This is a genomic window from Pseudomonas migulae NBRC 103157 (genome assembly GCF_002091715.1).
Taxonomy (GTDB): Bacteria; Pseudomonadota; Gammaproteobacteria; order Pseudomonadales; family Pseudomonadaceae; genus Aquipseudomonas; species Aquipseudomonas migulae_A.
Map to the genome: position 1 here is coordinate 1 of NZ_BDAG01000052.1, position 24,002 is coordinate 24,002.

24 protein-coding genes and 3 pseudogenes are annotated in these 24,002 nt (G+C 59.8%); 16 read left to right on the forward strand and 11 right to left on the reverse strand.

From position 1 onward, the window contains the following. The 7 genes and pseudogenes from PMI01S_RS31865 to PMI01S_RS27620 form a co-directional block, all read left to right on the forward strand. A pseudogene (locus PMI01S_RS31865) lies at positions 1 to 394 on the forward strand (hypothetical protein); the annotation flags it as partial. Next, a complete protein-coding gene (locus PMI01S_RS27595) occupies positions 391 to 1,773 on the forward strand; it encodes a glutamine synthetase family protein (protein ID WP_084323251.1) in 1,383 nt (460 codons plus the stop codon). The pseudogene PMI01S_RS31865 and the gene PMI01S_RS27595, both read left to right, overlap by 4 nt. A 168-nt stretch (positions 1,774 to 1,941) precedes the next feature. Continuing rightward, entirely contained in the window at positions 1,942 to 3,591 is a 1,650-nt protein-coding gene (locus PMI01S_RS27600; protein ID WP_084323252.1) for a phosphoethanolamine transferase, read from the forward strand. Positions 3,592 to 3,665: 74 nt separating this feature from the next. After that, positions 3,666 to 4,328, forward strand: coding sequence for a class I SAM-dependent methyltransferase (locus PMI01S_RS27605; protein ID WP_084323253.1), 663 nt, complete (start codon positions 3,666 to 3,668; stop codon positions 4,326 to 4,328). Between the two features lie 123 nt (positions 4,329 to 4,451). After that, entirely contained in the window at positions 4,452 to 5,585 is a 1,134-nt protein-coding gene (gene rnd / locus PMI01S_RS27610; protein ID WP_084323254.1) for a ribonuclease D, read from the forward strand. Further along, positions 5,582 to 5,875, forward strand: a complete 294-nt coding sequence (locus PMI01S_RS27615) for a YcgL domain-containing protein (RefSeq protein WP_007898694.1) — start codon at positions 5,582 to 5,584, stop codon at positions 5,873 to 5,875. The genes rnd and PMI01S_RS27615 overlap by 4 nt, the downstream gene beginning before the upstream one ends. A gap of 120 nt (positions 5,876 to 5,995) precedes the next feature. Continuing rightward, complete coding sequence (locus PMI01S_RS27620) at positions 5,996 to 6,928, forward strand: D-2-hydroxyacid dehydrogenase (RefSeq protein WP_084323255.1); 933 nt, start codon at positions 5,996 to 5,998, stop codon at positions 6,926 to 6,928. A gap of 140 nt (positions 6,929 to 7,068) precedes the next feature. Here PMI01S_RS27620 and PMI01S_RS27625 read toward each other — a convergent pair whose 3' ends face one another. Beyond that, on the reverse strand, positions 7,069 to 7,662 hold the full coding sequence (locus PMI01S_RS27625; protein ID WP_084323256.1) for a nitroreductase family protein: 594 nt from the start codon (positions 7,660 to 7,662) through the stop codon (positions 7,069 to 7,071). Between the two features lie 279 nt (positions 7,663 to 7,941). Here PMI01S_RS27625 and PMI01S_RS27630 point away from each other — a divergent pair, with 279 nt between their 5' ends. Continuing rightward, on the forward strand, positions 7,942 to 8,391 hold the full coding sequence (locus PMI01S_RS27630) for a YcgN family cysteine cluster protein (RefSeq protein ID WP_084323257.1): 450 nt from the start codon (positions 7,942 to 7,944) through the stop codon (positions 8,389 to 8,391). Positions 8,392 to 8,409: 18 nt separating this feature from the next. Continuing rightward, the gene (locus PMI01S_RS27635) at positions 8,410 to 9,639 is read left to right on the forward strand and encodes a hypothetical protein (protein WP_084323258.1); all 1,230 of its coding nucleotides are present in this window, start codon (positions 8,410 to 8,412) and stop codon (positions 9,637 to 9,639) included. Between the two features lie 102 nt (positions 9,640 to 9,741). On the opposite strand, the gene PMI01S_RS27640 is transcribed toward PMI01S_RS27635, so the two are convergent. The 4 genes from PMI01S_RS27640 to PMI01S_RS27655 form a co-directional block, all read right to left on the reverse strand. Next, positions 9,742 to 10,119, reverse strand: a complete 378-nt coding sequence (locus tag PMI01S_RS27640; RefSeq protein ID WP_084323259.1) for a YgaP family membrane protein — start codon at positions 10,117 to 10,119, stop codon at positions 9,742 to 9,744. Positions 10,120 to 10,211: 92 nt separating this feature from the next. Further along, the gene (locus tag PMI01S_RS27645; protein ID WP_017336996.1) at positions 10,212 to 10,682 is read right to left on the reverse strand and encodes an RNA methyltransferase; all 471 of its coding nucleotides are present in this window, start codon (positions 10,680 to 10,682) and stop codon (positions 10,212 to 10,214) included. 208 nt (positions 10,683 to 10,890) lie between these two features. After that, positions 10,891 to 11,262: a YajD family HNH nuclease gene (locus tag PMI01S_RS27650; protein ID WP_084323260.1), complete on the reverse strand. Its 372-nt coding sequence runs from the start codon at positions 11,260 to 11,262 to the stop codon at positions 10,891 to 10,893. A gap of 48 nt (positions 11,263 to 11,310) precedes the next feature. Continuing rightward, positions 11,311 to 11,997 (reverse strand): spermidine synthase, encoded by a 687-nt coding sequence (locus tag PMI01S_RS27655; protein WP_084323261.1) that lies wholly within the window; start codon positions 11,995 to 11,997, stop codon positions 11,311 to 11,313. A 92-nt stretch (positions 11,998 to 12,089) separates the two neighbouring features. Here PMI01S_RS27655 and PMI01S_RS27660 point away from each other — a divergent pair, with 92 nt between their 5' ends. Further along, positions 12,090 to 12,380 (forward strand): hypothetical protein, encoded by a 291-nt coding sequence (locus tag PMI01S_RS27660; protein WP_084323262.1) that lies wholly within the window; start codon positions 12,090 to 12,092, stop codon positions 12,378 to 12,380. On the opposite strand, the gene PMI01S_RS27665 is transcribed toward PMI01S_RS27660, so the two are convergent. Together PMI01S_RS27665 and PMI01S_RS27670 are read right to left on the reverse strand one after the other, a co-directional pair. After that, positions 12,377 to 12,850: a cyclic nucleotide-binding domain-containing protein gene (locus tag PMI01S_RS27665; protein ID WP_084323263.1), complete on the reverse strand. Its 474-nt coding sequence runs from the start codon at positions 12,848 to 12,850 to the stop codon at positions 12,377 to 12,379. The genes PMI01S_RS27660 and PMI01S_RS27665 overlap by 4 nt on opposite strands. Positions 12,851 to 13,062: 212 nt before the next feature. After that, positions 13,063 to 15,117, reverse strand: a complete 2,055-nt coding sequence (locus PMI01S_RS27670) for a S9 family peptidase (protein ID WP_084323264.1) — start codon at positions 15,115 to 15,117, stop codon at positions 13,063 to 13,065. 230 nt (positions 15,118 to 15,347) lie between these two features. On the opposite strand from PMI01S_RS27670, the gene PMI01S_RS27675 reads away from it, so the two are divergent. The 3 genes from PMI01S_RS27675 to PMI01S_RS27685 are packed head-to-tail and all read left to right on the forward strand — an operon-like array spanning position 15,348 to position 17,206. Beyond that, entirely contained in the window at positions 15,348 to 15,845 is a 498-nt protein-coding gene (locus PMI01S_RS27675) for an MFS transporter (protein ID WP_084323265.1), read from the forward strand. 30 nt (positions 15,846 to 15,875) lie between these two features. Next, positions 15,876 to 16,652, forward strand: coding sequence for a class II glutamine amidotransferase (locus tag PMI01S_RS27680; RefSeq protein WP_084323266.1), 777 nt, complete (start codon positions 15,876 to 15,878; stop codon positions 16,650 to 16,652). Positions 16,653 to 16,663: 11 nt separating this feature from the next. Beyond that, entirely contained in the window at positions 16,664 to 17,206 is a 543-nt protein-coding gene (locus tag PMI01S_RS27685; protein WP_084323267.1) for a DUF2937 family protein, read from the forward strand. A gap of 91 nt (positions 17,207 to 17,297) precedes the next feature. Here the strand turns inward: PMI01S_RS27685 and PMI01S_RS27690 are convergent. Next, positions 17,298 to 18,205 (reverse strand): annotated as a pseudogene (locus PMI01S_RS27690) (LysR family transcriptional regulator). On the opposite strand from PMI01S_RS27690, the pseudogene PMI01S_RS27695 reads away from it, so the two are divergent. Beyond that, a pseudogene (locus tag PMI01S_RS27695) lies at positions 18,193 to 18,519 on the forward strand (MFS transporter); the annotation flags it as partial. The pseudogenes PMI01S_RS27690 and PMI01S_RS27695 sit on opposite strands and share 13 nt — an antisense overlap. Before the next feature lie 44 nt (positions 18,520 to 18,563). Then, positions 18,564 to 19,316, forward strand: a complete 753-nt coding sequence (locus PMI01S_RS27700) for a 5-oxoprolinase subunit PxpA (protein ID WP_084323268.1) — start codon at positions 18,564 to 18,566, stop codon at positions 19,314 to 19,316. A 185-nt stretch (positions 19,317 to 19,501) separates the two neighbouring features. Here the strand turns inward: PMI01S_RS27700 and PMI01S_RS27705 are convergent, their stop codons facing one another. From PMI01S_RS27705 to PMI01S_RS27715, 3 genes are all read right to left on the reverse strand, one after another. Continuing rightward, the gene (locus tag PMI01S_RS27705; protein ID WP_084323269.1) at positions 19,502 to 20,680 is read right to left on the reverse strand and encodes a vWA domain-containing protein; all 1,179 of its coding nucleotides are present in this window, start codon (positions 20,678 to 20,680) and stop codon (positions 19,502 to 19,504) included. A 12-nt stretch (positions 20,681 to 20,692) separates the two neighbouring features. After that, positions 20,693 to 21,538: an AAA family ATPase gene (locus PMI01S_RS27710; protein WP_007984829.1), complete on the reverse strand. Its 846-nt coding sequence runs from the start codon at positions 21,536 to 21,538 to the stop codon at positions 20,693 to 20,695. A 164-nt stretch (positions 21,539 to 21,702) separates the two neighbouring features. Further along, positions 21,703 to 22,779, reverse strand: a complete 1,077-nt coding sequence (locus tag PMI01S_RS27715) for an AsmA family protein (RefSeq protein WP_084323270.1) — start codon at positions 22,777 to 22,779, stop codon at positions 21,703 to 21,705. 127 nt (positions 22,780 to 22,906) lie between these two features. Here PMI01S_RS27715 and cysK point away from each other — a divergent pair, with 127 nt between their 5' ends. After that, the gene (gene cysK / locus PMI01S_RS27720) at positions 22,907 to 23,881 is read left to right on the forward strand and encodes a cysteine synthase A (protein ID WP_084323271.1); all 975 of its coding nucleotides are present in this window, start codon (positions 22,907 to 22,909) and stop codon (positions 23,879 to 23,881) included. Positions 23,882 to 24,002: the final 121 nt, after the last annotated feature.

The following is a 24,002-nucleotide window of genomic DNA, read 5'->3' on the forward strand; positions in this document are numbered from 1 at the left end:
ACGCGGGCTTGCTCGCGAAGGCGGAGTATCAGCCACCATTAATATCGTCTGGCACGCCGCCTTCGCGAGCAAGCCCGCTCCCACACTGGTTTCGGGGTGGTTAGTAGAATGTTTAGTCATCCTGCAACCAAAGTTCTTCAAATCCCGATTTAACGACTTATGCAGCCATGTGACGCTGCTGCTCATCTGTTTACTGCGGTCTTCTCTATGGACGGTTGTCCGGTCGCACTTCCTTCTGAACTCGCCTTCTGGGCGTTGTGGCATTGCCGCCACGCGCGCCCGCCGGATTCCCGCCTTTCCCGTTGATTGTTCTTACAGGTCCCGCGCTGTGCGCCGGATCAAAATGGCAGCGCGTGCGCGTTTGCCTGACGCGCAAACAAGAGAATTCCTATGAGTTGTGCCACGACATCCTTCGCCACGAAGCAAGAAGCCCTGACCTTTCTTGAACAGAATCCGGATATCGAGATGTTCGAGTTGTTCATCCTCGACAACAACGGCGTGCCAAGGGGCAAGTTGTTGCATCGCGATGAACTGCTGGCGGTGTATGAAAGTGGCCGGCCTTTGCCAAGTACCATTCTGGGCCTGACCATCAACGGCGATGACGTGGAAAACTCCGGGCTGGTGTGGGACGTGGGTGATATCGATTGCCGGGCCTACCCGATCAGCGGCAGTTTGACGCGCATGCCGTGGCGATTGATTCCGACGGCGGCGGTGCAGGTCAGCATGCACCCGAAGGAGGGCATGCCGGCGACCATCGCCGATCCGCGCCACTTGTTGGCGAAGGTGATCGAAGGCTTGCAGGCGGACGGTTATTACCCGGTGATGGCGGCAGAACTGGAGTTCTACCTGCTGGATCAGCAACGCGACAGCAACGGTCGGCCGCAACCGGCGCGAGACGTTGACGGCGGACGCCCGCGCAGCACTCAGGTCTACGGTTTGCGCGAACTGGAGCAGATCGAGCCGTTCCTGGCCGACCTGTACAGCGCCTGCAAACTCCAGGGCATTCCGGCGCGCACGGCGATTTCCGAATACGCGCCGGGGCAAGTGGAAATCACCCTCGAACATCGTACCGACGCCTTGCAGGCGATGGATGAAGCCGTGCGCTACAAACGGCTGGTCAAGGGTGTGGCGCACAAACACGGGATGACGGCGTGCTTCATGGCCAAGCCTTTCGACGACCTGGCCGGCACCGGCATGCATATGCACGTCAGCCTTGCGGACAAGGACGGCAACAACCTGTTCGCCAGCGAAGCCACGGACGGTACGCCGCTGCTCAAACAGGCGGTTGGCGGCATGCTCAGCACCTTGCTCGATTCGTTGCTGCTGTTCTGTCCGAACGCCAACTCGTACCGTCGTTTCCAGACCAACAGCTACGCGCCGCTGGCCGCCACTTGGGGCGTGGACAATCGCACCGTGAGTTTGCGCGTACCAGGCGGGCCGGCGTTCTCGCGGCACATCGAACATCGCATTTGCGGCGCCGACGCTAACCCGTACCTGGCGGCTGCGGCGATCCTGGCCGGCATTCATCGGGGCATTCGCGAACAACTGGACCCGGGGGCGCCGGTCGAAGGCAATGGTTACGCCCAGGCCACGGAACTGTTGCCCACTGACTGGCTGACCACTTTGCGCGCGCTGGAAGGTTCGAGCTGGGCGCGGGATGCGTTTGGCAGTGAGTTTCTGGGTGTTTACCTCGCGGTGAAGCGGGCCGAGTATCGGCAGTTCATGGGCGAAGTCGGTGAACAGGATTGGCGTTGGTACCTGAACCAGGCCTGAACCATTCTCAAATACAACTTAAGTTTCGACCCCGCACTGGAAGCCAACTAATCGTTGGCTTCTTTTTCACGAAAAATTGATGGTTGGCTGCCTAAAGTTAGTGCTGTCGCGGTAAATGGAATTTTCACATTTGCCGGCGGCGCATCTTTTCAGGAACAGCCAATTACCATGTTGAAGATTAAAGCCGTGCGCCCGGAGTGGGTGACGTTGTTTGCCAGTGCCTTTTTGTTGGCCGGCTTCAATTTAGTGCTCTGGCAACACCTGTTTGAAATCACCGCGTCCGACGGCAAAGGCATCGTCATGCGTGTGGCTTTCGGCTTGATGATTCTGGCTGCCTTCAACCTGGTGCTGACGCTGCTGGCGTTCCGGCCCTTAATGAAACCTGTGCTCACGCTGGTCTTTATGATCAGTGCGGGTGTTGCGTACTTCATGAGCCAATACGGTGTGCTGATGGACACCGGCATGTTGCGTAATTTTGCGCAAACCAATGCAACGGAAGTGCGCGACTTACTCTCGGTAAAGTTGCTTGTTTATATTGTTTTGCTCGGCGTGTTGCCCTCGTGGTTGTTGTGGAACATACCAGTTGGTTACCGCCGCTGGCATCGCGAACTGTTAAGTAAGGCTTTGGTCGGTGTTGCGTCGGTAGCGGTAATCGGTGGTGTGGCACTGGTTAACTATCAGGGCCTCGCGTCGTTGTTTCGCAATCACCACGAGTTACGTTTGATGGTAGTGCCCAGCAACTATATCGGTGCCTCCTTTGGCTACCTGCGCGAACAAGTCGCTTCGGCACAGCAACCCTTCGTCAAGATTGGTGAAGACGCCCAGAGAAACCCGGCCTGGCAAGCCCACGGCCGCAAATCCCTGACCGTGCTGGTGGTGGGGGAGAGTGCCCGGGCCGAGAACTTTGGTGTGCTGGGCTATGACCGCGACACCACGCCAAAACTGGACAAGGAGGCGGGCCTGATTGCCTTCACTGATGTGCATTCCTGCGGTACGGAAACAGCCGTCTCGGTGCCGTGCATGTTCTCCAACATGGGCCGCAAGGATTACAACGCGAGCAAGGCAAAGAATGAAGAAGGCCTGCTGGATGTGCTCAAGCGGGCGGGGCTGGACGTCATCTGGCGCGATAACCAGTCGGGCTGCAAAGGCACTTGCGACCGCGTCACCCTCGATGATGTCAGCAACCTGAAGGACCCGACACTCTGCGCCAACAGTGAATGCCGCGATGAAATCCTTCTGCAGGGTTTGCAGCACTTCATCGACACCCTGGATAAAGACACCGTGCTGGTGTTGCACCAGATGGGCAGTCACGGTCCGGAGTACTTCAAGCGTTACCCGAAAGAGTACGAGCGATTTACCCCGGTTTGCGAAAGCAATGCGCTGAACAATTGCAGTCGCGAAAGTATCGTCAATGGTTACGACAACACGCTGGTGTACACCGACCATGTGCTGTCGACGCTGATCGATCTGTTGCGCAGCAACCAGGACAAAGTCGATACCGCGATGCTGTATCTGTCGGACCACGGCGAGTCCCTGGGCGAATACAACCTGTTCCTTCACGGCACGCCTTACATGATGGCGCCCGATCAACAGAAGCATGTCGCCATGCTGGCCTGGTTCTCCGACACCTATCAGAAGTCTTTCTCGGTAGACACCCATTGCCTGCAACTGAGCCGTGACAAACCGTTGAGCCAGGACAACCTGTTCCATTCGATGCTCGGTTTGCTGGAGGTCAACAGCAAGGTCTACAACCATGACCTGGACATGTTTGCCGGCTGCCGCGGTGCGGTGATTGACGGTGTCCTGGCCAAAGAGTGAGGGCCACGACCTTTTTTTCACGTATCGGCCGTTAACCTGCAGCCCGGCAGATTTTTCCTACAAGAGCCCCTTACATGTCCGCTCAACCCCCTTCCGCCATCGAGCTTGAGTTCGCCCGGCGTCACGATCAGGAACACGCCCGCGTCTGCCTGCAGCCGCACCCGCGTGGCCTTGCCGGGCGCCTGGCGTTCTGGCGTGACGAGCAACTGGTGCGCAGCGCGCTCAAGGTGGCCGGCGAGCCAGGGCTGATTCTCGACGTCACCTGCGGGGCCGGGCGCTACTGGCCGGTGCTGGCCGAACATGCAAATCGAGTGATTCTGGCGTCCGACCCGTCGCAGGATATGCTCGATCACGCGCCGACCCATCACCCGCAACATTTGCTGAAACGGGTCAAGACCTTTCAGAGCTCGGCATTCGCCATCGGTTTGTCGGCGAATGCAGTGGACTGCATTTTTTGCATGCAACTGTTTCAGCACATCGCCAGTCCCGAGCATCGCTCGGCCATGCTGGGGGAATTCCACCGGGTCAGCCGCGATACGGTGATTGTGGCGGTGCGGATCGATACCGGTTTCAAGCGCCGGCGACCGGATACACCAGGCGTTCAAGCCCGGACGCTGGCCAGTAAGGCCGAAGTGGAAGCCGAGTTCAAACAGGCGGGTTTTCGCTTGCTTAGCCATCAAGACTTCCTGCCCGGTTGTGCACCTTTGCGCGTCTACGTGCTGCGTAAGGCCAGATAACCTCCCCCCGTCAGACAATTCTTGCTATCAGGCAGGTGTTTTCGCTAAAGCTCTTGTTCAGTGGAGGCGCGGAAATCGCCGGGGGCGATATATACTGCGCGCCATTCTTCAAGGGAGAGCCGTGTGGCCATCGATATTCACTGGATTCGCGACAACGATAGCCTCGGCCGGTTTTGCGCCGAATGGCAGCAGCTGCCCTACGTTGCCCTCGACACCGAATTCATGCGGGTCGACACCTTTTATCCGATCGCGGGCCTGCTGCAGATCGGCGATGGCGTACGCGCTTACCTGATTGACCCGCTGACCATCGACAACTGGCAGCCCCTGGCCGCGTTGCTGGAGAACCCGGCCGTGGTCAAAGTCGTGCATGCGTGCAGCGAAGACCTCGAAGTGTTGCTGCGCCTGACCGGCAGCCTGCCGGCGCCGTTGTTTGACACCCAACTGGCCGCTGCTTACCTGAACCTCGGTTTCTCCATGGGCTATTCGCGGCTGGTGCAGGAAGTGCTGGGCATCGACTTGCCCAAGGGCGAGACCCGTTCCGACTGGCTGCAACGTCCACTGTCCGACACCCAGATCAGTTACGCCGCCGAAGATGCCTTGCACCTGGCGGAAGTTTTCGTACAGCTTCGTCCGAAACTGTCTGACGACAAATACGCCTGGGTCCTGGAAGACGGCGCCGAGCTGGTGGCCAACCTGCGCCGCGAAGTTGATCCGTACGAGGTCTATCGCGAAGCCAAACTGGCCTGGAAGCTCTCCCGCGCTCAACTCGCCGTCCTGCGTGAACTCTGTGCCTGGCGCGAACATGAAGCCCGCGCCCGTGACCTGCCGCGTAATCGCATCATCCGTGAGCACTCTCTGTGGCCGCTGGCGCGGACGCAACCGGACAACCTCGGCGCGCTGGCGAAGATCGAAGACATGCACCCGCGTACCGTGCGTCAGGACGGCGAATTTCTGCTTGATCTGATCAAGCGCTCTGGCAGTGTGTCGCCTGATCAATGGCCGCCTGCCGTGCCCGAGCCGTTGCCGGTGGATGCTGCAGCGCTGATCAAACAGTTGCGTGCACTCGGTCAGGCCGAAGCCGAGCGCCTGAACATTGCGCCGGAGCTGATGCTGCGCAAGAAAACCCTGGAAGCACTGCTCAAGAGCGGCTTCCCCAACGGTCCCTACCAATTGCCTGATTCGCTGCGTGGCTGGCGCCGCGAATTGATGGGCCAGGCGCTGCTCGACAGCCTGGCCACCGCCGGAGAACAGCCTTGAAACGTATTTGCTCCATTTATCGAAGCCTGAAGAAAAACGAGATGTACCTCTATGTGCTCAAAAGCGATGCACTGGAGCGCGTCCCGGAAAGTCTGATGGCCGCTTTCGGCAAACCGCACCACGCGTTCGACCTGGTGCTGACCCCCGAGCGCAAGCTGTCGCGCGAGGACATCACCGTGGTGCTGGAAAATCTCGAGAAGCAGGGTTACCACCTGCAAATGCCGCCGGCCGAAGACGAATACATCGAACATTTGCCGGAAGAACTGTTGCGACGCAACGATCCGATGTAGTCGGCAGACAGGCTCTGTTCAGAGTCTGCGTGAAACACTGGAATGATTTTGGCGATGACCGCGATGAGGGATCGATACTCTCTCGGCGGCCGTCTGCACTGCTTTTGAAAGGTTTGAACCATGCGCGTTCTGATTGCTGAACACGACCACGCTGTATATGCCCAACTGTTGCGCCAGGCGGCGCCTGATCTGGAAGTGCTGACCAGCGGCGACTCCGCTGAACTGGCCAGCCAGGCCGCCGATTGCCCGATCTGGCTGGGGCAGCCGGACCTTCTGGCGACCCTGTTGCGTCAGGGGCACCAGCCACAATGGTTGCAATCGACCTGGGCCGGCATCACGCCGCTGCTGGCCGACGGCCTGCCACGCCACTATCGCCTGACCCGCGCAGTGGGGATTTTCGGTCAAGTCATGGCCGAATACGTGTTGACCTACATGCTCGGCCACGAGCGCGAAGTCTTGCCGCGCCTGGTCAGTCAGGTCGAGCGTAAATGGGACAGCCGCCAGGGCCAAAGCCTGGCGGGGCGCAAGGTGCTGATCGTCGGCACCGGCGACATCGGTCAGACCGTGGCGCAGTTTCTGCTGCCGTTTGGCGTTGAGTTGTATGGCATCGCCAGCGAAGCTCGCGAGCAGGCACCGTTTGTCGAAGTGGGCGCGTTGGCGGACTTGCCGCGCCTGGTCGGTGAAGTGGATTACGTGATCAATCTGCTGCCGAATACACCGACGACCCACGACTTGTACGACGCGGCGCTGTTCAAGCAGTTCAAGCCGACCGGGTTGTTCATCAATGTCGGGCGCGGCGTGGCGGTGGTCGATGCGGATCTGGTGGAAGCCTTGAAGGAAGGGCATTTGGCAGGCGCGGTGATCGACGTCTGCCGTCAGGAGCCGCTGCCGCAACGTCACCCGTTCTGGACGGCCTGGGGCTTGCTGCTGACCGGGCACAGTTCGGCACCGACTTCGCCTGCGATGATGGTGAAGCTGTTTGTCGAGAATGTGCGGGCGTATCAGGCGGGCGAAGCGTTGCGCGGGGAAGTGGATTTCAATCGCGGGTATTGAACCCAACATTGACTTGAATAGTGTGCAAAACCTGTGGGAGCGGGCTTGCTCGCGAAGGCGGTGTATCAGTCGATACAAATGGAGACTGATACACCGCCTTCGCGAGCAAGCCCGCTCCCACATCGGTTTTGCGGTGTGGCTTAGAGGGTGAAGTCGCCTTCAGCTGCGAGTTCGCTCAACGGACGACGCGGGCTCGGTTCTTCACGTGCCTGCAGGTAATCCGCCAGGGTCGCTTTATCCCCCAGCTTGCCCACCGCAATCGCCGCGTGCAGGGCGTAACCTTCCGGAATGTTCAGCTCCTTGCGGGTCAGCTCCTGGTCGAAACCGGCCATGCCGTGGGTGTGCCAGCCGCTGAGGCTCGCTTGCAACGCCAGGTGGCCCCAGGCCGAACCGGTGTCGAAAGTGTGCCACAGGGCCGGGGTTTCTTCGGTGGCGCCTGGCACCGCGAAGGTGGTTTTCGAGATCACGATCACCAGCGCCGAGGCGTGTTGCGCCCAGCTGCGGTTGAATTCGTTCAGCAAACCCAGGTAGCGCTCCCAGTTCGGCGTATCGCGGCGCGCGTAGAGAAACCGCCAAGGCTGCGAGTTGTAGGCCGATGGCGCCCAGCGTGCGGCTTCGAAAAAGCTCAGCAGGGTTTCTTCTGGAATAGCTTCGCCGGTGAAGGCGCGGGGTGACCAGCGATCGGTGAATTGCGGGTGGATGGCGTAATCGGCAACGCGTGGATTGGCACTCATGCAGAGATTCCTTGCGACATGTGAGTCAGAGGGTCGAGTAAAAAACCGGCGGCGCAGTTGGCTGGGCGATGAGGTTTTTCGTGAGCCTGGCACTTCATCTGAATGCAACGCCCTTGGGCGTTAATGGCACGCAGGTCTGGCTCCTTGCGACTGGCAAAGCTACTTGGCGGCGCAATAACTGACAAGTCCCGTTCTACCGGCAGTCGCCAATGCTTGGCCCGCGGGCCGCTGCACACTAGACTGGCGGCCTTTTCACCACCTGATGTTGATGCTTGAGCCATGGCCGCCAAAGTCGAACCGTTCTGGATACGCAAAACCCTCGATCAACTCGATCAGGAGGAATGGGAATCGCTGTGCGACGGTTGTGGTTTGTGCTGCCTGCAAAAACTCGAGGACGAAGAGGACAACAGCGTTTACTACACGCGCATCGCGTGCAAGTTGCTGGACCTGAAAACCTGCCAGTGCAGCGATTATCCTAACCGCCGCGAGTTCGTGCCGGATTGCATCCAGCTCACGCCGGGCAAGGCCGATGAGTTCAAATGGCTGCCGCCGACCTGCGGTTATCGCCTGGTCAGCGAGGGCAAGGATTTGCCTCTTTGGCACCACTTGGTGTGCGGTGATCGCGACGCCGTGCATCACGAACGCATTTCCCAGTCCGGGCGCATGCTCGCCGAAGGCAGCGTGGTCGAAGAGGATTGGGAAGACCATCTGATTTTCCGCGCAGGTTAGTTTTACAAAGGAGTGTGTATGGCTGTGGGATTGCGGCTGGCGCTGGCCGTCGGGCTGTTGGCCCTGAGCTCGCCCGTGTGGGCGGCGAAGAAGGTCGATCTGGATTACCACGTGCGCCTGTTGCCGCAAAGCGATCAGGCTGAAGTGCGCCTGACCCTGGCCCAGGGATCGGCGGTGCGCAGCCTGGATTTCGACCTCGGCGACGGCAGCGACTACAGCGACTTCAAGGCCGACGGCCAATGGCAGCTCACGCCGGGTAAACCGGCCCGTGGTGTCTGGCGCCCGGCCGCCGACAAGGCCAGCCTGACTTACCGTGTGCGCATCAGCCATGGCCGCAAGAAGGGCAGCTTCGACACGCGCATGACGCCGGGTTGGGCATTGATGCGTGGCGACGATCTGGTGCCTGCCGCCAAACTCGATCAGCAGGATGGCATCGAGCTGGTTTCACGCCTGGAATTCGAATTGCCCTCCGGCTGGAAAAGCGTCGAAACCGCCTGGCCACGGATCGGCAAGAACAAGTTCCGCATCGATAACGTCTCCCGCCTGTTCGACCGGCCTACCGGCTGGATGCTTGCCGGCCAGCTCGGCACACGCCGCACCCGATTGGGGGAAACCGAAGTCACCGTCGCCTCGCCCCAAGGCCAGGGCATGCGCCGCATGGACGTGCTGACGCTGCTGACGTTCGTCTGGCCGCAGGTGCAGGACGTGTTCCCGCGTCATCCCGCCAAGTTGCTGATTGTCGGTGCCAACGACCCGATGTGGCGGGGCAGCCTGGCCGCACGCGAGTCGATCTATCTGAATACGCGTCTGCCTCTGGTCAGCGAAAGCGGCAGCAGTGCGCTGGTGCGTGAATTGGTCCAGGTGCTCGGGCGCGTCAATGACAAGCAGCGCAGTGACTGGATCAGCGAAGGGCTCGCCGAGTATTACGCGATCGAACTGGTGCGCCGCGCCGGGGGGATGAGTGATGAGCGGTATGAAAGTCTGCAGCAGAAGCTGGCCAAAGAGGGCCAGAAGGTCACGACCTTGCGTGGTGAGCAGGTCAGCCCCGCGCAGATCGGTAAAGCGGTCTTGTTGCTGAGAGAGCTGGATCAGGAAATTCGTATTAAAACCCGCAACAAGCGATCGCTGGATGATGTGTTGCGTGGGGCGATGCATCTGGAGAGTGTGGATACCAAGGCGTTTGTTCAACTGGCCGAGAGTGTTATTGGCGAGTCTTCCAAGGTCCTCGATAGCGGGTTGCTTCAGTAATACCGCAATCGCCGGCAGGCCGGCTCCTACAGGGGAACGCATTTCAACAATAGGAGCCGGCTTGCCGGCGAAGGGGCCCTGAGCCTCAACCCATCTTCTGGATCAAACCCCGGCTTTAGGCGACTTCAGCGAATCATTCCCGGTGACGGTCGCGGTTTTGGTCGCCGCCTCGGCATTCGCCTTCAGCCGACCCAACTCTTCCCCGGCACGTTCGATTTTCGCCCGCACGTTGTTCATGTCCTGACGGCTCTTTTCCAGCAGGCTCTTGGCCGAACTGTGGCCGGTAATGCCACGGGCCAGCGCCACGCCGCCGATGGCCACCTGGATCAATCCGAATACACCGCCGCGACGCAGGCCTTTGCCGACCATGACCACGCCACCGGCTAGAGAGCCGATGCGCTCCCAACCCTGAACGTTCTGATCGGAATGGGTCTGGAACGGGGTGGATTCGATGCGCTCTACGCGTTTGAGTTCGCTCATGATCTGTCTCCTGGCGGGAATGACTGCTTCAAGAATAGATAATTAAGCTGACTGCCGAGGCGGGCGGCTTGTTCCATCGGATGTGTGTCGATTCAGCGGAATTTCGGGCCGGAGCGGGTGTTGAGTCCCTTGGCCATGCGGTCATAGAGCACGACGTTGACCGTGGCGGCGAGGTTCATGCAACCGGTGGTCGGGATGTAGACGACGTCTTCGCACCAGTCGCGAATCTCTTTATCCAGCGAACCGTCTTCCGGGCCGAAGATGTAGAGCGCGCGATCCGGGTGGGTGTATTCCGGCAGCGAGCGGGCACCCTCGACCAGTTCCACAGCGACCGGTACGCAGCCCAACGGCAGGATTTTTTTCAGGTCGTCGATGCCGATCAGCGGGATGTCGTAGTGGACGCGCTTGGTGTCGGTGACGAAGTCGGCGGCGCGGTCATAACGCTTGCCGGTGTAGAACACGGACGCCACGTTGTAGCAGCCGGCGGCGCGCATGACCGAGCCGACGTTTTCCGGTGATTTGGGGTTGAACAAACCAATGCAGCTGTACCGTTTGTCTGCCACGAGCGGGGTGCCTTCGGGGAAAAAACGGCGATTATACGGGGATTGGGGGAGGGGGTGTCTGGTTTGAGATTGGTGGTGTCTGGGCTACCGCTTTCGTGAGCAAGCCCGCTCCCACATTTGATCGCGGTCGTACACATAACCTGTGTTCACTGAAGATCGAATGTGGGAGCGGGCTTGCTCGCGAAGAGGCCGGGTCAGTCGCTGAAGACTATTCGTCTTTCTTCATCAAACCGGCCAACGCCGCAAACGGGTTATGCGTCGCCTTGGCAATCTTCGGCGTGCTCAACGAGCCCTCATCGAAATACTGCTGATCGGTGTACCGCGAGTGCTCATTGTCATGGCAATACAGGCACAACAGTTCCCAGTTCGATCCATCCTGCGGATTGTTGTCGTGGTTGTGGTCGCGGTGGTGCACGGTCAGTTCGCTCAGGCGCTTGCCGGAAAACTCGCGGGCGCAGCGGCCGCACACGTGCGGGTACATTTTCAGGGCTTTGTCGCGGTAACCCATTTCCTTGTCGCGCTGGTTGTCGGCGAGGATGCGGTCCAGCTTCGAGGTGTTGGTCGGCGTTGACGAACTCATGGGTTCACCTTTGTAAAAGACTAATGACGGTTATGTACGAAGTTTAGCTCAGCCCTTGAGCTTCTCGGCAATCCAGATGGTGTGGCGGGTGCCCTTGTTGCCATGGGCGAAGACCTGGACTTCCTCGGCCTTGAAGCCGGCTTTCTTCAGTTTGTCGGAAAACTGCTTGTCGGCGCTGGCCGACCAGACGGCCAACACGCCTTTTGGCCGCAGGGCTTTGGCGCAGGCGCCAAGGCCGCCGGCGGAGTAGAGCCAGCTATTGGCCCTCTGGGTCAGGCCTTCGGGGCCATTGTCGACGTCAAGCATGATCGCGTCGAAACCTTGCGGCTCGGCTTGCAGCACCTTGGCCACGTCTTCCATGCGGATCACCGTGCGCTTATCAAGCAACGGGTTGCCGGATTTCTCGCCCAATGGCCCGCGATTCCACTCAACCACGCCGGGCACCAGTTCAGCGACCACCACTTCTGCGGACTTGCCCAAATGCTTGAGGGCCGAGGCGAGGGTGAAACCCATGCCCAGGCCACCGATCAGCACCCGCGAATTCGGCCGTCCAGCCACTTTGCGGCACGGAATTTCTGCCAATGCATCTTCGGAGCCATGCATGCGGGTGTTCATCAGCTGTCCGCCGTCGCCGCCCTGGATCTTGATGACGAAATCCTCACCGTATTCGAACAGGCACAGGGCACCGCCGTTTTCAGGGATGGGGGCGGTGTCGAGCAGAACGAAACGTTTCATGGGGCTCTCTTGAGAAGGATGGGCAGAGGGGAGGCAAACGAACGCAGTTGGGAGTAGCCTGCAAACAGACAACAAGGCTAACGGAGCCATTGATGAAGCGCACCATTCTAACGGTCATTGCCTTGGCCGCGCTCTCGATAACTGCAGTGCAGGCCCAGCAGTTGCAAACGATTCCGACCAGCCCGGCGCCGCTGCCCGGTTCACCCGGCACCGCGACACCGACCCCGTACCCGCAGATCACCCCCAACAGCGTGCCCAAGGCCGGGCCCGGCAGTGGCGGGCCGCCGCTGTTGCCACCGATCGAAGTGCCCAGCCCGCCCAAGGACCAGCCCTTGCCGGGGTTGGAGGATAACCGCACGAAGATCAAGTCGCCGGGCGGTTAGACCTGTTGCGAGAGCAGTTGCCCGTCGGCCATGCGCAGACGTTTGGACAGCGAAACGGCAAGGGCGCGGATGATCTTGGCGGCGATTTTCGGCGCGTCGTTGAGCATTTTTTCCAGCGAGTCCTTGCCCAGGTTCAGCAGCTGGCAATTGCTCGCCGCCACGCAACTGGCGGAACGTCGCTCGCCATCAAGCACGGCCATTTCGCCGAATGCGCGACCGCTGCGCAAGGTGGCCATGGTCACCCGTTGCCCGTCGCTGTTGGTTTTCTGCACCGCCACCTGGCCGGTGTGGATGATGCACATGAAGCTGCCGGCATCGCCTTCGTGGAAAATCTCTTCGCCTTCGGCCACGGTGCTGATGCTGAAGTAGCCTGAGGCCGCAGCGAAGTCGGCGGGCAGCAGTTGATCGAACAGGCCGCAGTCCATCAGCCAGTCACGGATTTCGTTGTTTAACAGGGTCGGTTCTGACATGTCGTCACGGTCTTTTTTCTTGTGTCTGGTTCCGGTTTTTCGGGATGTCCTCAATCCCTTGCGGGAGCGGGCTTGCTCGCGAAGGCGGTGGAACAGCCAACATTGATGTTGAATGTGCTGGCCTCTTCGCGAGCAAGCCCGCTCCCACATTGGAATTGTGTGGGAGTAGACCCGGTGTCTGGTCTTAAGACCGACATGTCAGGCCAAGTTCCTCAGGCAATCCCCAAAACCTCGAAAACAAATGCGTATTCGAGTGCTACGTCACGTAATCCCTGATAACGACCGCTCATCCCGCCATGCCCGGCGCCCAGTTCGGTCTTGAGCAGCAGCGGGTTGGTGTCGGTTTTGGTTGCGCGCAATTTCGCTACCCACTTCGCCGCTTCCCAATACTGCACGCGACTGTCGTTGTAGCCGGCGATTACCAACGTCGCCGGATAAGCCTGTGCAGTGACGTTTTCGTACGGGGCATAGGCCTTGATCCGATCATAAACGTCCGGCTCTTCAGGATTGCCCCACTCGTCGTATTCGGTAACGGTCAACGGCAGATCCGGGTCGAGCATGGTGTTCAGCACGTCGACGAACGGCACTTCGGCAATGGCCGCGCCGAACAGCTCCGGACGCATGTTGAGCACCGCGCCAATCAGCAAACCGCCAGCACTGCCACCGCTGATCGCCAGTTGCTTTGAGGTGGTGAAGCCGTTGGCGATCAGGTGCTCGGCACAGGCGATGAAGTCGCTGAAGGTGTTGTGCTTGTGTTCCTGTTTGCCGGCGCGATACCAGGCTTCACCCAGTTCGCCGCCGCCACGCACGTGGGCGATGGCAAACGCCACGCCGCGATCCAGCAGACTCAGGCGCGCATGAGAGAACCACGGGTCGAGGCTTTCGCCGTAGGCGCCGTAGCCGTACAGATAAAGTGGCGTCGGCTTACCAAGGGCTTCGCGTTTGACGACCAGGCTGATCGGCACTTGCGTACCGTCCGGCGCTGTCGCCCACAGGCGCTGGCTGACGTAGGCGTCGGCGTCGAACGGGCCGAGCACCGGGGTTTCCTTCAACACTTTCTGTTCGCCGCTGACCAGTTCCAGTTGGCGGATCTGCGCCGGACGGTTCAGCGCTTCGTAACGCAAGCGGATGCGGTCGCTGACAAATTCCAGGCTGTTTTGCACGTGCAGGCTGTAGGCCGCATCCGGCAACTGCACGCGGTAGCTCGGCAAGCCTTGCGGGTGGACTTCGATGATCGGCAAGCCACCTTCACGCAGGCTGAGGCTCATGGCTCCGGCGTTGAGGCTCATGCCGTCGATCATCGTGGTGTCGCTGTGGGGGATCAGGTTCTGCCAGTCGGCTTCCGTCGGTGCGATGCCGGTGTCGACAGCCGTGTACAAGGCAAAGTTGATGCCGTCGCGGTTGGTGCGAATGAACCAGGTCCATTGGCCATCGAGGGCGCCGTGATCAACGTCGTACTCATGGTCTTCAACCCTCGGCGCGATGCAGGTAAACGCCTGTTGCGGCTGGCACGCGTCGAGTACCCAGACTTCGCTGGTGGTCTTGCTGCCCAGCGCCAGCAGCAATTGCTGCTCCGAACTCGAGCGATAGCAATGCATGAAGAAGCGGCCGTCCGTCTCGTGGAACACTTCTTCGGCCGCCGTGCCGTCCAGTCGGTAGCGGAACAGTTTGTGCGGGCGGTGGGTGTCGTCCAGTTCGCCGAAGAACAGCGTCAGGCTGTCATTGGCCCAGGTCATGCTGCCGTCGCAGTCCGCGAATTCCAGTTCGCTGACGCGGCCGCTGGATAATTCCTTCACGAACAGGGTGTAAATCTCATCGCCCGTGGAGTCGATGCTGTAGGCGAGACGCTGATGGTCCGGGCTGATGCTGAACGCACCCAAGGAAAAGAAACCGCCGTTGGCCAGTTCGTTCGGGTCCAGCAGCAGTTGTTCGTGGGCTTCATCGAGCTGCAGGCTGTCATCGGCCGGACGCGGGCAGCGGTAGTGTCGGGCGTATTCGTCACCGGCCGTGGTGCGCGTGTAATACAGATACGGGCCCCACGGGGAGGGCAGCGACAGGTCGGTTTCGAGAATCCGGCCCTTGATCTCTTCGAACAGGGTTTCGCGCAGCCCTGCCTGATCGGCGGTTTGCGCTTCCTGGTAGCTGTTTTCAGCCTTGAGGTAATCGAGCACCGCGTCGGTGTCGCGTTCCTGCAGCCAGGCATACGGGTCAGGACCTTCAGCCTTGCGGGCAATCGGGGCGCTGGTGATGTTGGCGGATACGGGCATGAAGGGCTCTCGGACGATGTACGGAATTGGGGCTTCGCAGGGTGCAGGAAAAATCCTGATGCCTTACACAGTTCCCTGTGGGAGCGGCGCATTCAACATTTCTGTTGTCTGACCCGCCGCTTTCGCGAGCGGGCCCGCTCCCACAGGTCCGGAGTGTTGACCGACTGGCATTGGGACAAGCCTGATGTGCGAAAAGTCGTTACTATAAGCGCCTCTTTGCCTGCCTTGCCATGGACACCATGACCGAGAACGACTATCTGATCGCTTGGGGCCTCTACGCCTTCGCCGCTTTAGGCTGCCTGTTGGTCTGGATGCGCATGACCCGCTGGATGTGGCGCTGGCTGCGCGAGCCGTTGCGGCTGCTGGTCGCCGTGTTGCTGTTCAGTCCGACGATCATCGATCCGGTGAAGGAAAAGGTCGCCCCTGCCATCGCCATTACCGCCCTGGACCTCGCGTTCAAGGTGGGCAACAACGCTTGGCGGGCGGTCTCCGACCTGCTCATGTACGGCATGATCGCCTTCGGCATTTATCTGGTGTTCGTCGCGATCCGCTTCCCGATCGAACGTGCCGCCAATGCGCGCAAGGAACGGACGGCGGCTGCCAAGGCGGCGGCCAAGGCCGACGATCCTGAAGAGGATCATCCCTTCGGCGGTGCCGGTGATGACCGTTATGGTCGCCCGCCGGTCCCGAACAACCCTCAGCGTATGCGCGTAGAACCGCGTTTGTAACCTTGCCCCTGCCTTACAGAGAGTCCGAGCATGTGTGAGTTATTGGGCATGAGCGCCAATGTGCCGACCGATATCGTGTTCAGCTTCACCGGGCTGATGCAGCGCGGCGGCCGTACCGGTCCGCACCGTGACGGTTGGGGCATCGCGTTCTATGAGGGCCGTGGCCTGCGGTTGTTCCAGGACCCGGCGGCCAGCAGTGAGTCGGAAGTCGCGAACCTGGTGCAGCGCTATCCGATCAAGAGCGAGGTGGTGATCGGGCACATCCGCCAGGCCAACGTCGGCAAGGTCTGCCTGTCCAACACCCATCCGTTCGTGCGCGAGCTGTGGGGGCGCAACTGGTGTTTCGCCCACAACGGCCAGCTCGCGGATTTTCAAGCGATCACAAGCTTTTACCGCCCGGTCGGCGATACCGACAGCGAAGCGGCCTTTTGCGATTTGCTCAATCGTGTACGCGCAGCGTTTCCGGAACCGGTAGAGATCGAAGCGCTTTTGCCCGATCTGGTGGCCGCCTGCGCCGAATACCGCAGCAAAGGTGTGTTCAATTGCCTGCTCAGCGATGGCGATTGGCTGTTCTGTTACTGCTCGACCAAACTGGCGCAGATTACCCGCCGTGCACCGTTCGGCCCGGCGCGCTTGAAAGATGTCGATGTGATCGTCGACTTCCAGGCCGAAACCACGCCCAACGATGTGGTCACGGTGATCGCCACCGAACCCCTGACCGAAAACGAAACCTGGACCCGCTACGAACCGGGCCAATGGAGCCTGTGGCGACGCGGTGAATGCGTCAGCCAGGGCATGACTGAATAAAGGACGCTCCCATGTTGCTCAGTTATCTACGGCTGGTGTTGTTCGCGGCGGGCCTGTTGATCGGTGTCCAGGTGCCGGGGTTCATCAACGACTACGCCAAGCGGGTCGAAGCCCACCTGATCGAGGCGCAGGCCGGCCTGAGCGGTTTCCAGGGCACCGCCAATCAATTCTTCAAGGGTGACATGCAGGCCCTGGTCGCCCATTACCGCGCCAGCGAAGACCCGATTTTTCGCAGCGATGCCGACAGCCTGAGCAACCTGCTCACCCGTCAACTGGCCCTCGATAAGCAATACCAAGCCATGCAAGGCCCGTGGTACATCCGTTTCCTGCAGGTTGTACTGGCCGCCGACCCGGATATCCGCAAGGAAGCCTGGAATGGCTACAGCTACCAGATCCTGCTGACACCGGAAGCGATGATCTGGGGCATGAGCGGCGCGTTGTTATTGTCGTTCGGGATTGAATGCCTGTTCCGGCTGATCGACTGGGTGGTGCTGGGTGGCAAGCGCCTGCGCCAGAGCCGGCCGATTGAAGAGCGGGATTTGCGCGGGCTCTAAGCGAAAGATCAAAAGATCGCAGCCTGCGGCAGCGCCTACATTGGGATGATGTACACCCTGTAGGAGCTGCCGCAGGCTGTGATCTTTTGATTTAGCTAACCGAAGGTTTGCTCAGAACGATGTAGCGCTCACCCACCTTGCGCGCATACCCCTCCAGCACGTGCTGACACAACGCCACAATCTCCTCCACCCATTCCGCCCCGGTTCGCCACGACACCACCACCTGCAAGTCCGGCGGGCGCTGATCGATGGCCAGCAAGGTCAGTTCCCCCCGCGCCAGTTCCTCGGCTACCAGCACCGGTGGCAACGCGCCTATGCCGAAACCGTCCCGCAGCAACCGGGTAATCGCCGACACCGAGTTCACGCAGTTAAGCCGCGGCGTCATGACGCCATTGGCCTGCATCAGTGCGAGAACTTCCTGGTGCGGATGTGAGTTTTCGAATACGTGATGATCCGCTCCCGCGCCAGATCGGCCACGCCGGAATACTCGCGGTTGTAGATCGAGTTGCTGGCCGCGATCCAGCCCATCGGGTGACTGGCCAGTTCCAGGCTGCGCACACTTTCCTGGCGTAGCAGATCGGTTTGCAGGATCAGGTCGAGAAAGCCTTTTTGCAGCTGGTCGCAGAGGTTGAGCGAGGTATCGGCCACCAGCTCGATTTCCACCAGCGGATAGTGATCCGTCATCTGCGCCACCAACGGGCTCAGCCAGGTATGAATCACCGTGTCCCTGACGCCGATCCGCACCCGTCCCACCTTGCTTGATCGGGTTTCGATCGACGGCTTGAGCGCCTGCATGGTGTCCATCATTTGCTCGGCGTATTCGAGCACTTTCAAGCCTTCGGGCGTCAGGCTCACGCCGCGCGAATCACGCAGGAACAGCTTCACCCCGAGTTCGCCTTCGAGCACGGCGATGCGGCTGGAGATCGATGCCTGGGTAGTGAACAGCTTGTCCGCGGTCAGGCGAAAACTCTTGAGTCGGGCGACCCGGCTACTACGCAATCACGTCCTGGCTTCCGACTTTTCTGAAAAACGAGCGCGGTTTGAGCGTACTCGGCACGGGTGGTTATCTGGCGATGGTGATCGTCGGTTCCTACGGGCTGTTTCCCACGCGGATTCGCGGCTCGGGCCAGGGCTTTTGCTACAACATCGGCCGGGCGCTGGCGGCGTTGTTCCCGCTGTTGATCGGCTTGCTTAGCCAGAAGGTGCCACTGAGCGTCGGCATCGGAGCGTTTGCGGCGGTGTCCTACGGGGTGGTGATTCTTGCGGCGTTGAGTTTGCCGGAAACCCGTGGCAAACAACTGGATGCGCAGTAATCTGCCCACATCTGAAAAGAATAAAACCTACAGGAGTGTTTACCGTGAGCCGCCTGCTATTGAACTGCGACATCGGCGAGAGTTTCGGCAACTGGACCATGGGTCTGGACGCCGAGGTCATGCCCTTCATCGACTGCGCCAACATCGCCTGCGGCTTTCACGCCGGCGACCCGAGCATCATGCGCAAGACCGTCAGCCTGGCCCTGAGCAATGGCGTACGGATTGGCGCGCATCCGGCGTATCAGGATCTGGTGGGCTTCGGCCGTCGTTCCATGGCGTATGCCGCCCAGGAACTTCAGGACATTCTGCATTATCAGATCGGCGCTCTCGACGGTCTTTGCCGGGCGCAAGGCGGGCGTGTCAGCTACGTCAAACCTCACGGCGCGATGTACAACGACATGATGGCCAACCCGGCGCAATTGCGCGCCGTCCTGCAAGCCGTGGCGTCTTATGACAAGACTTTGCCGCTGATGCTGATGGCGACTCGCGACAACAGTGCCGCACAGCGATTGGGCGATGAGTACGGCGTAACGCTGTGGTTCGAAGCCTTCGCCGATCGCGCCTACGACAGCGCCGGCATGCTGGTCTCGCGACAACTGCCGGGCGCGGTGCATCACGATCCGGAAAAAATCATTGAACAGGCGCTGACCATCGCCCGTGGCGACAACCTTACCGCCAGCGACGGCAGCGCCTTGCATTTGCAGGCCAACACCTTGTGCGTGCACGGCGACAACGCCAGTTCGGTGGCCGCGGTACGGCGGATTCGCGATGCCCTCGATCAGCAGAGCGCACCATGAATCCTCGGGTGGAAGTGGTGGCGCTGGATTGCCTGAGGGTGCGCCGGTTTTTGAACCGCTAAAAGCATCGCGAGCAAGCCCGCTCCCACATGGATTTCCGTCGTACACAAATTATGTGTGCGCTGGAGATCAACTGTGAGGAGCGGGCTTGCTCGCGAAGAGGCCTTCACGGACAACGAACAACTCTACTTGGAAAGAAACCTCATCCCTTCCTCCAACCCCCGCAATGTCAGCGGGTACATCTGGTCATCAATCAAATCCCGCACGATATTGGTCGACGACGTATAGCCCCAGGTATCTTTCGGATACGGGTTAATCCAGATGAGCTTCTTGTACTTTTCCTTGAACCGCTGCATCCACACGTACCCGGCTTCTTCGTTCCAGTGCTCGACGCTGCCGCCGGCCTGGGTGATCTCATAGGGCGCCATGGCGGCGTCACCGATGAAGATCACTTTGTAGTCGGCGCCGTACTTGTGCAGCAAGTCCTGGGTCGAGGTGCGCTCGGAGGTACGGCGCATGTTGTTCTTCCACACCGACTCGTAAATGAAGTTGTGGAAGTAGAAGTACTCAAGATGCTTGAACTCGGTTTTGCAGGCCGAGAACAACTCTTCGCAGATCTTCACGTGCGCATCCATCGAGCCGCCGATGTCGAACAGCAGCAAGAGCTTGACGGTGTTGCGCCGTTCCGGCCGCATCTGGATGTTCAGTAACCCGGCATCTTTAGCGGTGTGATCGATGGTGCCATCGATGTCGAGCTCTTCCGCCGCACCCTGACGGGCGAATTTACGCAGCCGGCGCAGGGCAACCTTGATGTTGCGCGTGCCCAGTTCCACCGAATCGTCGAGGTTTTTGTATTCGCGTTGATCCCAGACCTTGACCGCCTTGCCCTGCCGCTTGCCGGCATCGCCGACCCGAATGCCTTCCGGGTTGAAGCCCCCGGAGCCGAACGGGCTGGTGCCGCCGGTGCCAATCCATTTGTTGCCGCCGGCGTGGCGTTCTTTCTGTTCTTCGAGGCGTTTCTTGAACTCTTCGATCAGCTTGTCCAGGCCACCAAGGGACTGGATCGCCGCGCGCTCTTCTTCCGTCAGTGAACGCTCGAATTCCTTGCGCAACCAGTCTTCGGGAATCAAGGCCTGAAGGTGGTCGTCGAGTTTTTCCAGGCCATTGAAGTAAGCACCGAAGGCTCGGTCGAACTTGTCGAAATGCTTTTCGTCCTTCACCAGGATCGTCCGGGACAGGTAATAGAATTCGTCCATGTCGGCGAAGGTCACGCGCTGTTTCAGCGCGTTGATCAGGTCCAGCAGCTCGCGCACCGAGACCGGCACCTTGGCTGCACGCATTTCATTGAACAGGTTGAGCAGCATGGCATCAGCCTCTTAGCGGGTGCCGCGACGGCTCATGAACGCCAGACGCTCAAGCAATTGCACGTCCTGTTCGTTCTTGACCAAAGCACCGGCCAGCGGCGGGATCGCCTTGGTCGGATCGCGTTCGCGCAGCACGGCTTCGCCGATGTTGTCGGCCATCAGCAGCTTCAGCCAGTCCACCAGTTCGGAGGTCGATGGCTTTTTCTTCAGGCCCGGCACCTTGCGCACGTCGAAGAATACGTCCAGCGCTTCGCTGACCAGGTCTTTCTTGATGTCCGGGTAGTGCACATCGACGATCCGCTGCATCGTGACGCGATCCGGGAAGGCAATGTAGTGGAAGAAACAGCGGCGCAGGAAAGCGTCCGGCAGCTCTTTTTCGTTGTTGGAGGTAATGATGATGATCGGGCGCTTCTTGGCCTTGATGGTCTCGTCGATCTCGTAAACGTAGAACTCCATCTTGTCGAGTTCTTGCAGCAGGTCGTTCGGGAACTCGATGTCGGCCTTGTCGATTTCGTCGATCAGCAGAATCACCCGCTCTTCAGACTCGAAAGCCTCCCAGAGCTTGCCCTTTTTCAGGTAATTGCGAACGTCGTGGACCTTTTCCGTGCCCAGCTGCGAATCGCGCAGGCGGCTGACCGCGTCGTACTCGTACAGGCCCTGATGCGCCTTGGTGGTGGATTTGATATGCCAAGTGATCAGCTTGGCGCCGAAGGACTCCGCCAGCTGTTCGGCCAGCATGGTCTTGCCGGTGCCTGGCTCGCCCTTGACCAGCAGCGGACGCTCCAGGGTGATGGCGGCGTTGACCGCCAGCTTCAGGTCATCGGTGGCGACGTAGGCCTGGGTGCCTTCGAACTTCATCTGCTAATCCTCGAACGGTAAACGCCGACCTGACGGGCAGGGCGGGGCGCAATAGTTGTAGTACCCGACTATAACGCGCTGCCCGGTCGACTGTGAACGCAGACGGCTTATTCAGTCTCTGAATGGGGCGTCACATCTTGACTCGGTTTCGGGGCTGACCAGTCTTAACCGGCCTCCGGCTTGGGCCGCTCATACCGGGCATTGAATGCCTGGACAAAACCATTACGCAAAATCTGCAAAAACGCCTGGAACGCGCTGATATCTTGCCGATGTACGTTGCCGCTCAGTTCCACCCGAGTCGCAAACTGGTTCTTGCCCTGGTTTTTCAGCACGGTTTCGGAGCCGCCGACAATGGCCTCCCAAATCGACCGGAACAGCCCTTTGTCCTTGTTCTCTACGTCCTGCTGCCAGTTGAAAACGTCGACATCCTTCAGGAGCGGTTTGATGTAGCCGGTCAATTGGGCTTTTTTCGCTTGCGCTTCAATCACCACATCACCGTGCCCGGCATTGAAATCGAACTTGCCATAGGCCGAGGCGAAGTCGTTCATGCGTTTGAGTTCAATGTCCCTGGCGCGCAGGCGGAACTGGAAATCCTCGAAATTACTCAGCGGATCGAAGGTCGCGGTGGTTTCCAGTGGGGCGTGCCCCAGTAGCAGCGCTTTGCCATCGAAGCGTGCGTCGCGCTTGCCTTCCTTGTCGACGACGTTGGTCAGGTTATAAATGCTGGCGTTGACCTGGGTCGCATTCATGTTGACGGGCGGCTTGGAATTGAAATTTCTGAAACTGATCTTGCCATCGAAGATTCTTACTTCGTCCAGGGTGATCGGTGCCAGTTTGCTCAATTGCGCACGCCAGTCGGTGCCCTGGCCGGTCTGCGAATTTTGCTTGTTGGCGCCGCCATCGACGAAGTTCACTTCGGGGTTGAAGAACTGCACCTTGGCCACCACCGCGTGGTCGTACAAGAGCGAATGCCAGCTGACAGAAAGGTCGATCAACGGCGCAGTGACGAACGGCACCGGGACCTTGCCATCGACCTTGACGATTTTCAGCCCGTTGATTTTGTAGGCGCCTCGCCACAGAGCCAGGTCTACGTCGGTGATCTGTCCGCGGTAGTCGCCCATGTCGGCGAGCTTGTCGTTCAGGTAGTCACGCACCATGTAGGGCAGGGCAACATGCAACGTAATCAGTAGCACAACGAGGCCGACGAGGATCCACAGGGGCCAGCTGTATCGACGTTTCATGATGGCAAATCTCCAGCGATGTAAAACCATTGACTGCGGTGGTCAGCGGACGTTCGACCTGACTGGACGACCACGGGCAACAGGCATACCGTGAAGGGCTAATTCAACGCTGCATAAGGACCCAGCCATGAGCCGTATTTTTGCTGACAACGCCCATTCCATCGGCAATACACCGCTGGTGCAGATCAATCGCATCGCTCCGCGTGGCGTGACCATCCTGGCCAAGATCGAGGGGCGCAATCCCGGTTATTCGGTCAAGTGCCGGATCGGAGCGAACATGATCTGGGACGCCGAAAGCACCGGCAAACTCAAGCCAGGCATGACCATCGTCGAGCCCACTTCCGGCAACACCGGCATTGGTCTGGCGTTCGTCGCCGCTGCACGAGGCTACAAGCTGATGCTGACCATGCCAGCGTCCATGAGCATTGAGCGTCGCAAAGTGCTCAAGGCGCTGGGCGCCGAACTGGTGCTGACCGAGCCGGCCAAAGGCATGAAGGGCGCGATCGAAAAGGCCGCGGAGATCGTCGCCAGCGACCCGTCCCTCTACTTCATGCCGGCGCAGTTCGAGAACCCCGCCAACCCTGCCATCCACGAGAAAACCACCGGTCCGGAAATCTGGAATGACACCGATGGCGCAGTCGATGTGCTGGTGGCGGGCGTTGGAACGGGCGGAACCATTACCGGTGTTTCGCGGTATATCAAGAATACCCAGGGCAAACCGATTCTTTCCGTGGCGGTTGAACCGGTGGTTTCGCCGGTGATTACACAGAAACTGGCCGGTGAAGAGATCAAACCGAGTCCGCACAAGATCCAGGGAATCGGCGCCGGTTTTGTACCGAAGAACCTGGACCTGTCGATGGTGGACCGTGTCGAACTGGTGACCGACGATGAATCCAAGGCCATGGCCCTGCGCCTGATGCAGGAAGAGGGGATTTTGTGCGGTATCTCGTGTGGTGCTGCCATGGCCGTGGCCGTACGCCTGGCGGAAACCCCGGAAATGCAGGGCAAGACGATCGTGGTGATCCTGCCTGATTCTGGCGAACGCTACCTGTCGAGCATGCTGTTCAGTGACTTGTTTACCGAGCAGGAGAATCAGCAGTAGGAGCGGCCGCAAGCTGCGATCTTTTGACCTTGCGGTAGGGGTTGATTCAGGTCAGCCCCCGTTCAGGAGACTTATGATAAGAAGTGCTTTATTGCACAATCCTTAACAGTGAATGTTGAGT

Bases quoted from the DNA above. Each gene is read 5' to 3' on its own strand.
- PMI01S_RS27595 (WP_084323251.1), top strand. From the start codon at position 391: ATGAGTTGTGCCACGACATCCTTCGCCACGAAGCAAGAAGCCCTGACC.
- PMI01S_RS27600 (WP_084323252.1), top strand. From the start codon at position 1,942: ATGTTGAAGATTAAAGCCGTGCGCCCGGAGTGGGTGACGTTGTTTGCC.
- PMI01S_RS27605 (WP_084323253.1), top strand. From the start codon at position 3,666: ATGTCCGCTCAACCCCCTTCCGCCATCGAGCTTGAGTTCGCCCGGCGT.
- PMI01S_RS27620 (WP_084323255.1), top strand. From the start codon at position 5,996: ATGCGCGTTCTGATTGCTGAACACGACCACGCTGTATATGCCCAACTG.
- PMI01S_RS27625 (WP_084323256.1), bottom strand. From the start codon at position 7,662: ATGAGTGCCAATCCACGCGTTGCCGATTACGCCATCCACCCGCAATTC.
- PMI01S_RS27630 (WP_084323257.1), top strand. From the start codon at position 7,942: ATGGCCGCCAAAGTCGAACCGTTCTGGATACGCAAAACCCTCGATCAA.
- PMI01S_RS27635 (WP_084323258.1), top strand. From the start codon at position 8,410: ATGGCTGTGGGATTGCGGCTGGCGCTGGCCGTCGGGCTGTTGGCCCTG.
- PMI01S_RS27640 (WP_084323259.1), bottom strand. From the start codon at position 10,119: ATGAGCGAACTCAAACGCGTAGAGCGCATCGAATCCACCCCGTTCCAG.
- PMI01S_RS27650 (WP_084323260.1), bottom strand. From the start codon at position 11,262: ATGAGTTCGTCAACGCCGACCAACACCTCGAAGCTGGACCGCATCCTC.
- PMI01S_RS27655 (WP_084323261.1), bottom strand. From the start codon at position 11,997: ATGAAACGTTTCGTTCTGCTCGACACCGCCCCCATCCCTGAAAACGGC.
- PMI01S_RS27660 (WP_084323262.1), top strand. From the start codon at position 12,090: ATGAAGCGCACCATTCTAACGGTCATTGCCTTGGCCGCGCTCTCGATA.
- PMI01S_RS27665 (WP_084323263.1), bottom strand. From the start codon at position 12,850: ATGTCAGAACCGACCCTGTTAAACAACGAAATCCGTGACTGGCTGATG.
- PMI01S_RS27670 (WP_084323264.1), bottom strand. From the start codon at position 15,117: ATGCCCGTATCCGCCAACATCACCAGCGCCCCGATTGCCCGCAAGGCT.
- PMI01S_RS27675 (WP_084323265.1), top strand. From the start codon at position 15,348: ATGGACACCATGACCGAGAACGACTATCTGATCGCTTGGGGCCTCTAC.
- PMI01S_RS27680 (WP_084323266.1), top strand. From the start codon at position 15,876: ATGTGTGAGTTATTGGGCATGAGCGCCAATGTGCCGACCGATATCGTG.
- PMI01S_RS27685 (WP_084323267.1), top strand. From the start codon at position 16,664: ATGTTGCTCAGTTATCTACGGCTGGTGTTGTTCGCGGCGGGCCTGTTG.
- PMI01S_RS27705 (WP_084323269.1), bottom strand. From the start codon at position 20,680: ATGCTGCTCAACCTGTTCAATGAAATGCGTGCAGCCAAGGTGCCGGTC.
- PMI01S_RS27710 (WP_007984829.1), bottom strand. From the start codon at position 21,538: ATGAAGTTCGAAGGCACCCAGGCCTACGTCGCCACCGATGACCTGAAG.
- PMI01S_RS27715 (WP_084323270.1), bottom strand. From the start codon at position 22,779: ATGAAACGTCGATACAGCTGGCCCCTGTGGATCCTCGTCGGCCTCGTT.
- cysK (WP_084323271.1), top strand. From the start codon at position 22,907: ATGAGCCGTATTTTTGCTGACAACGCCCATTCCATCGGCAATACACCG.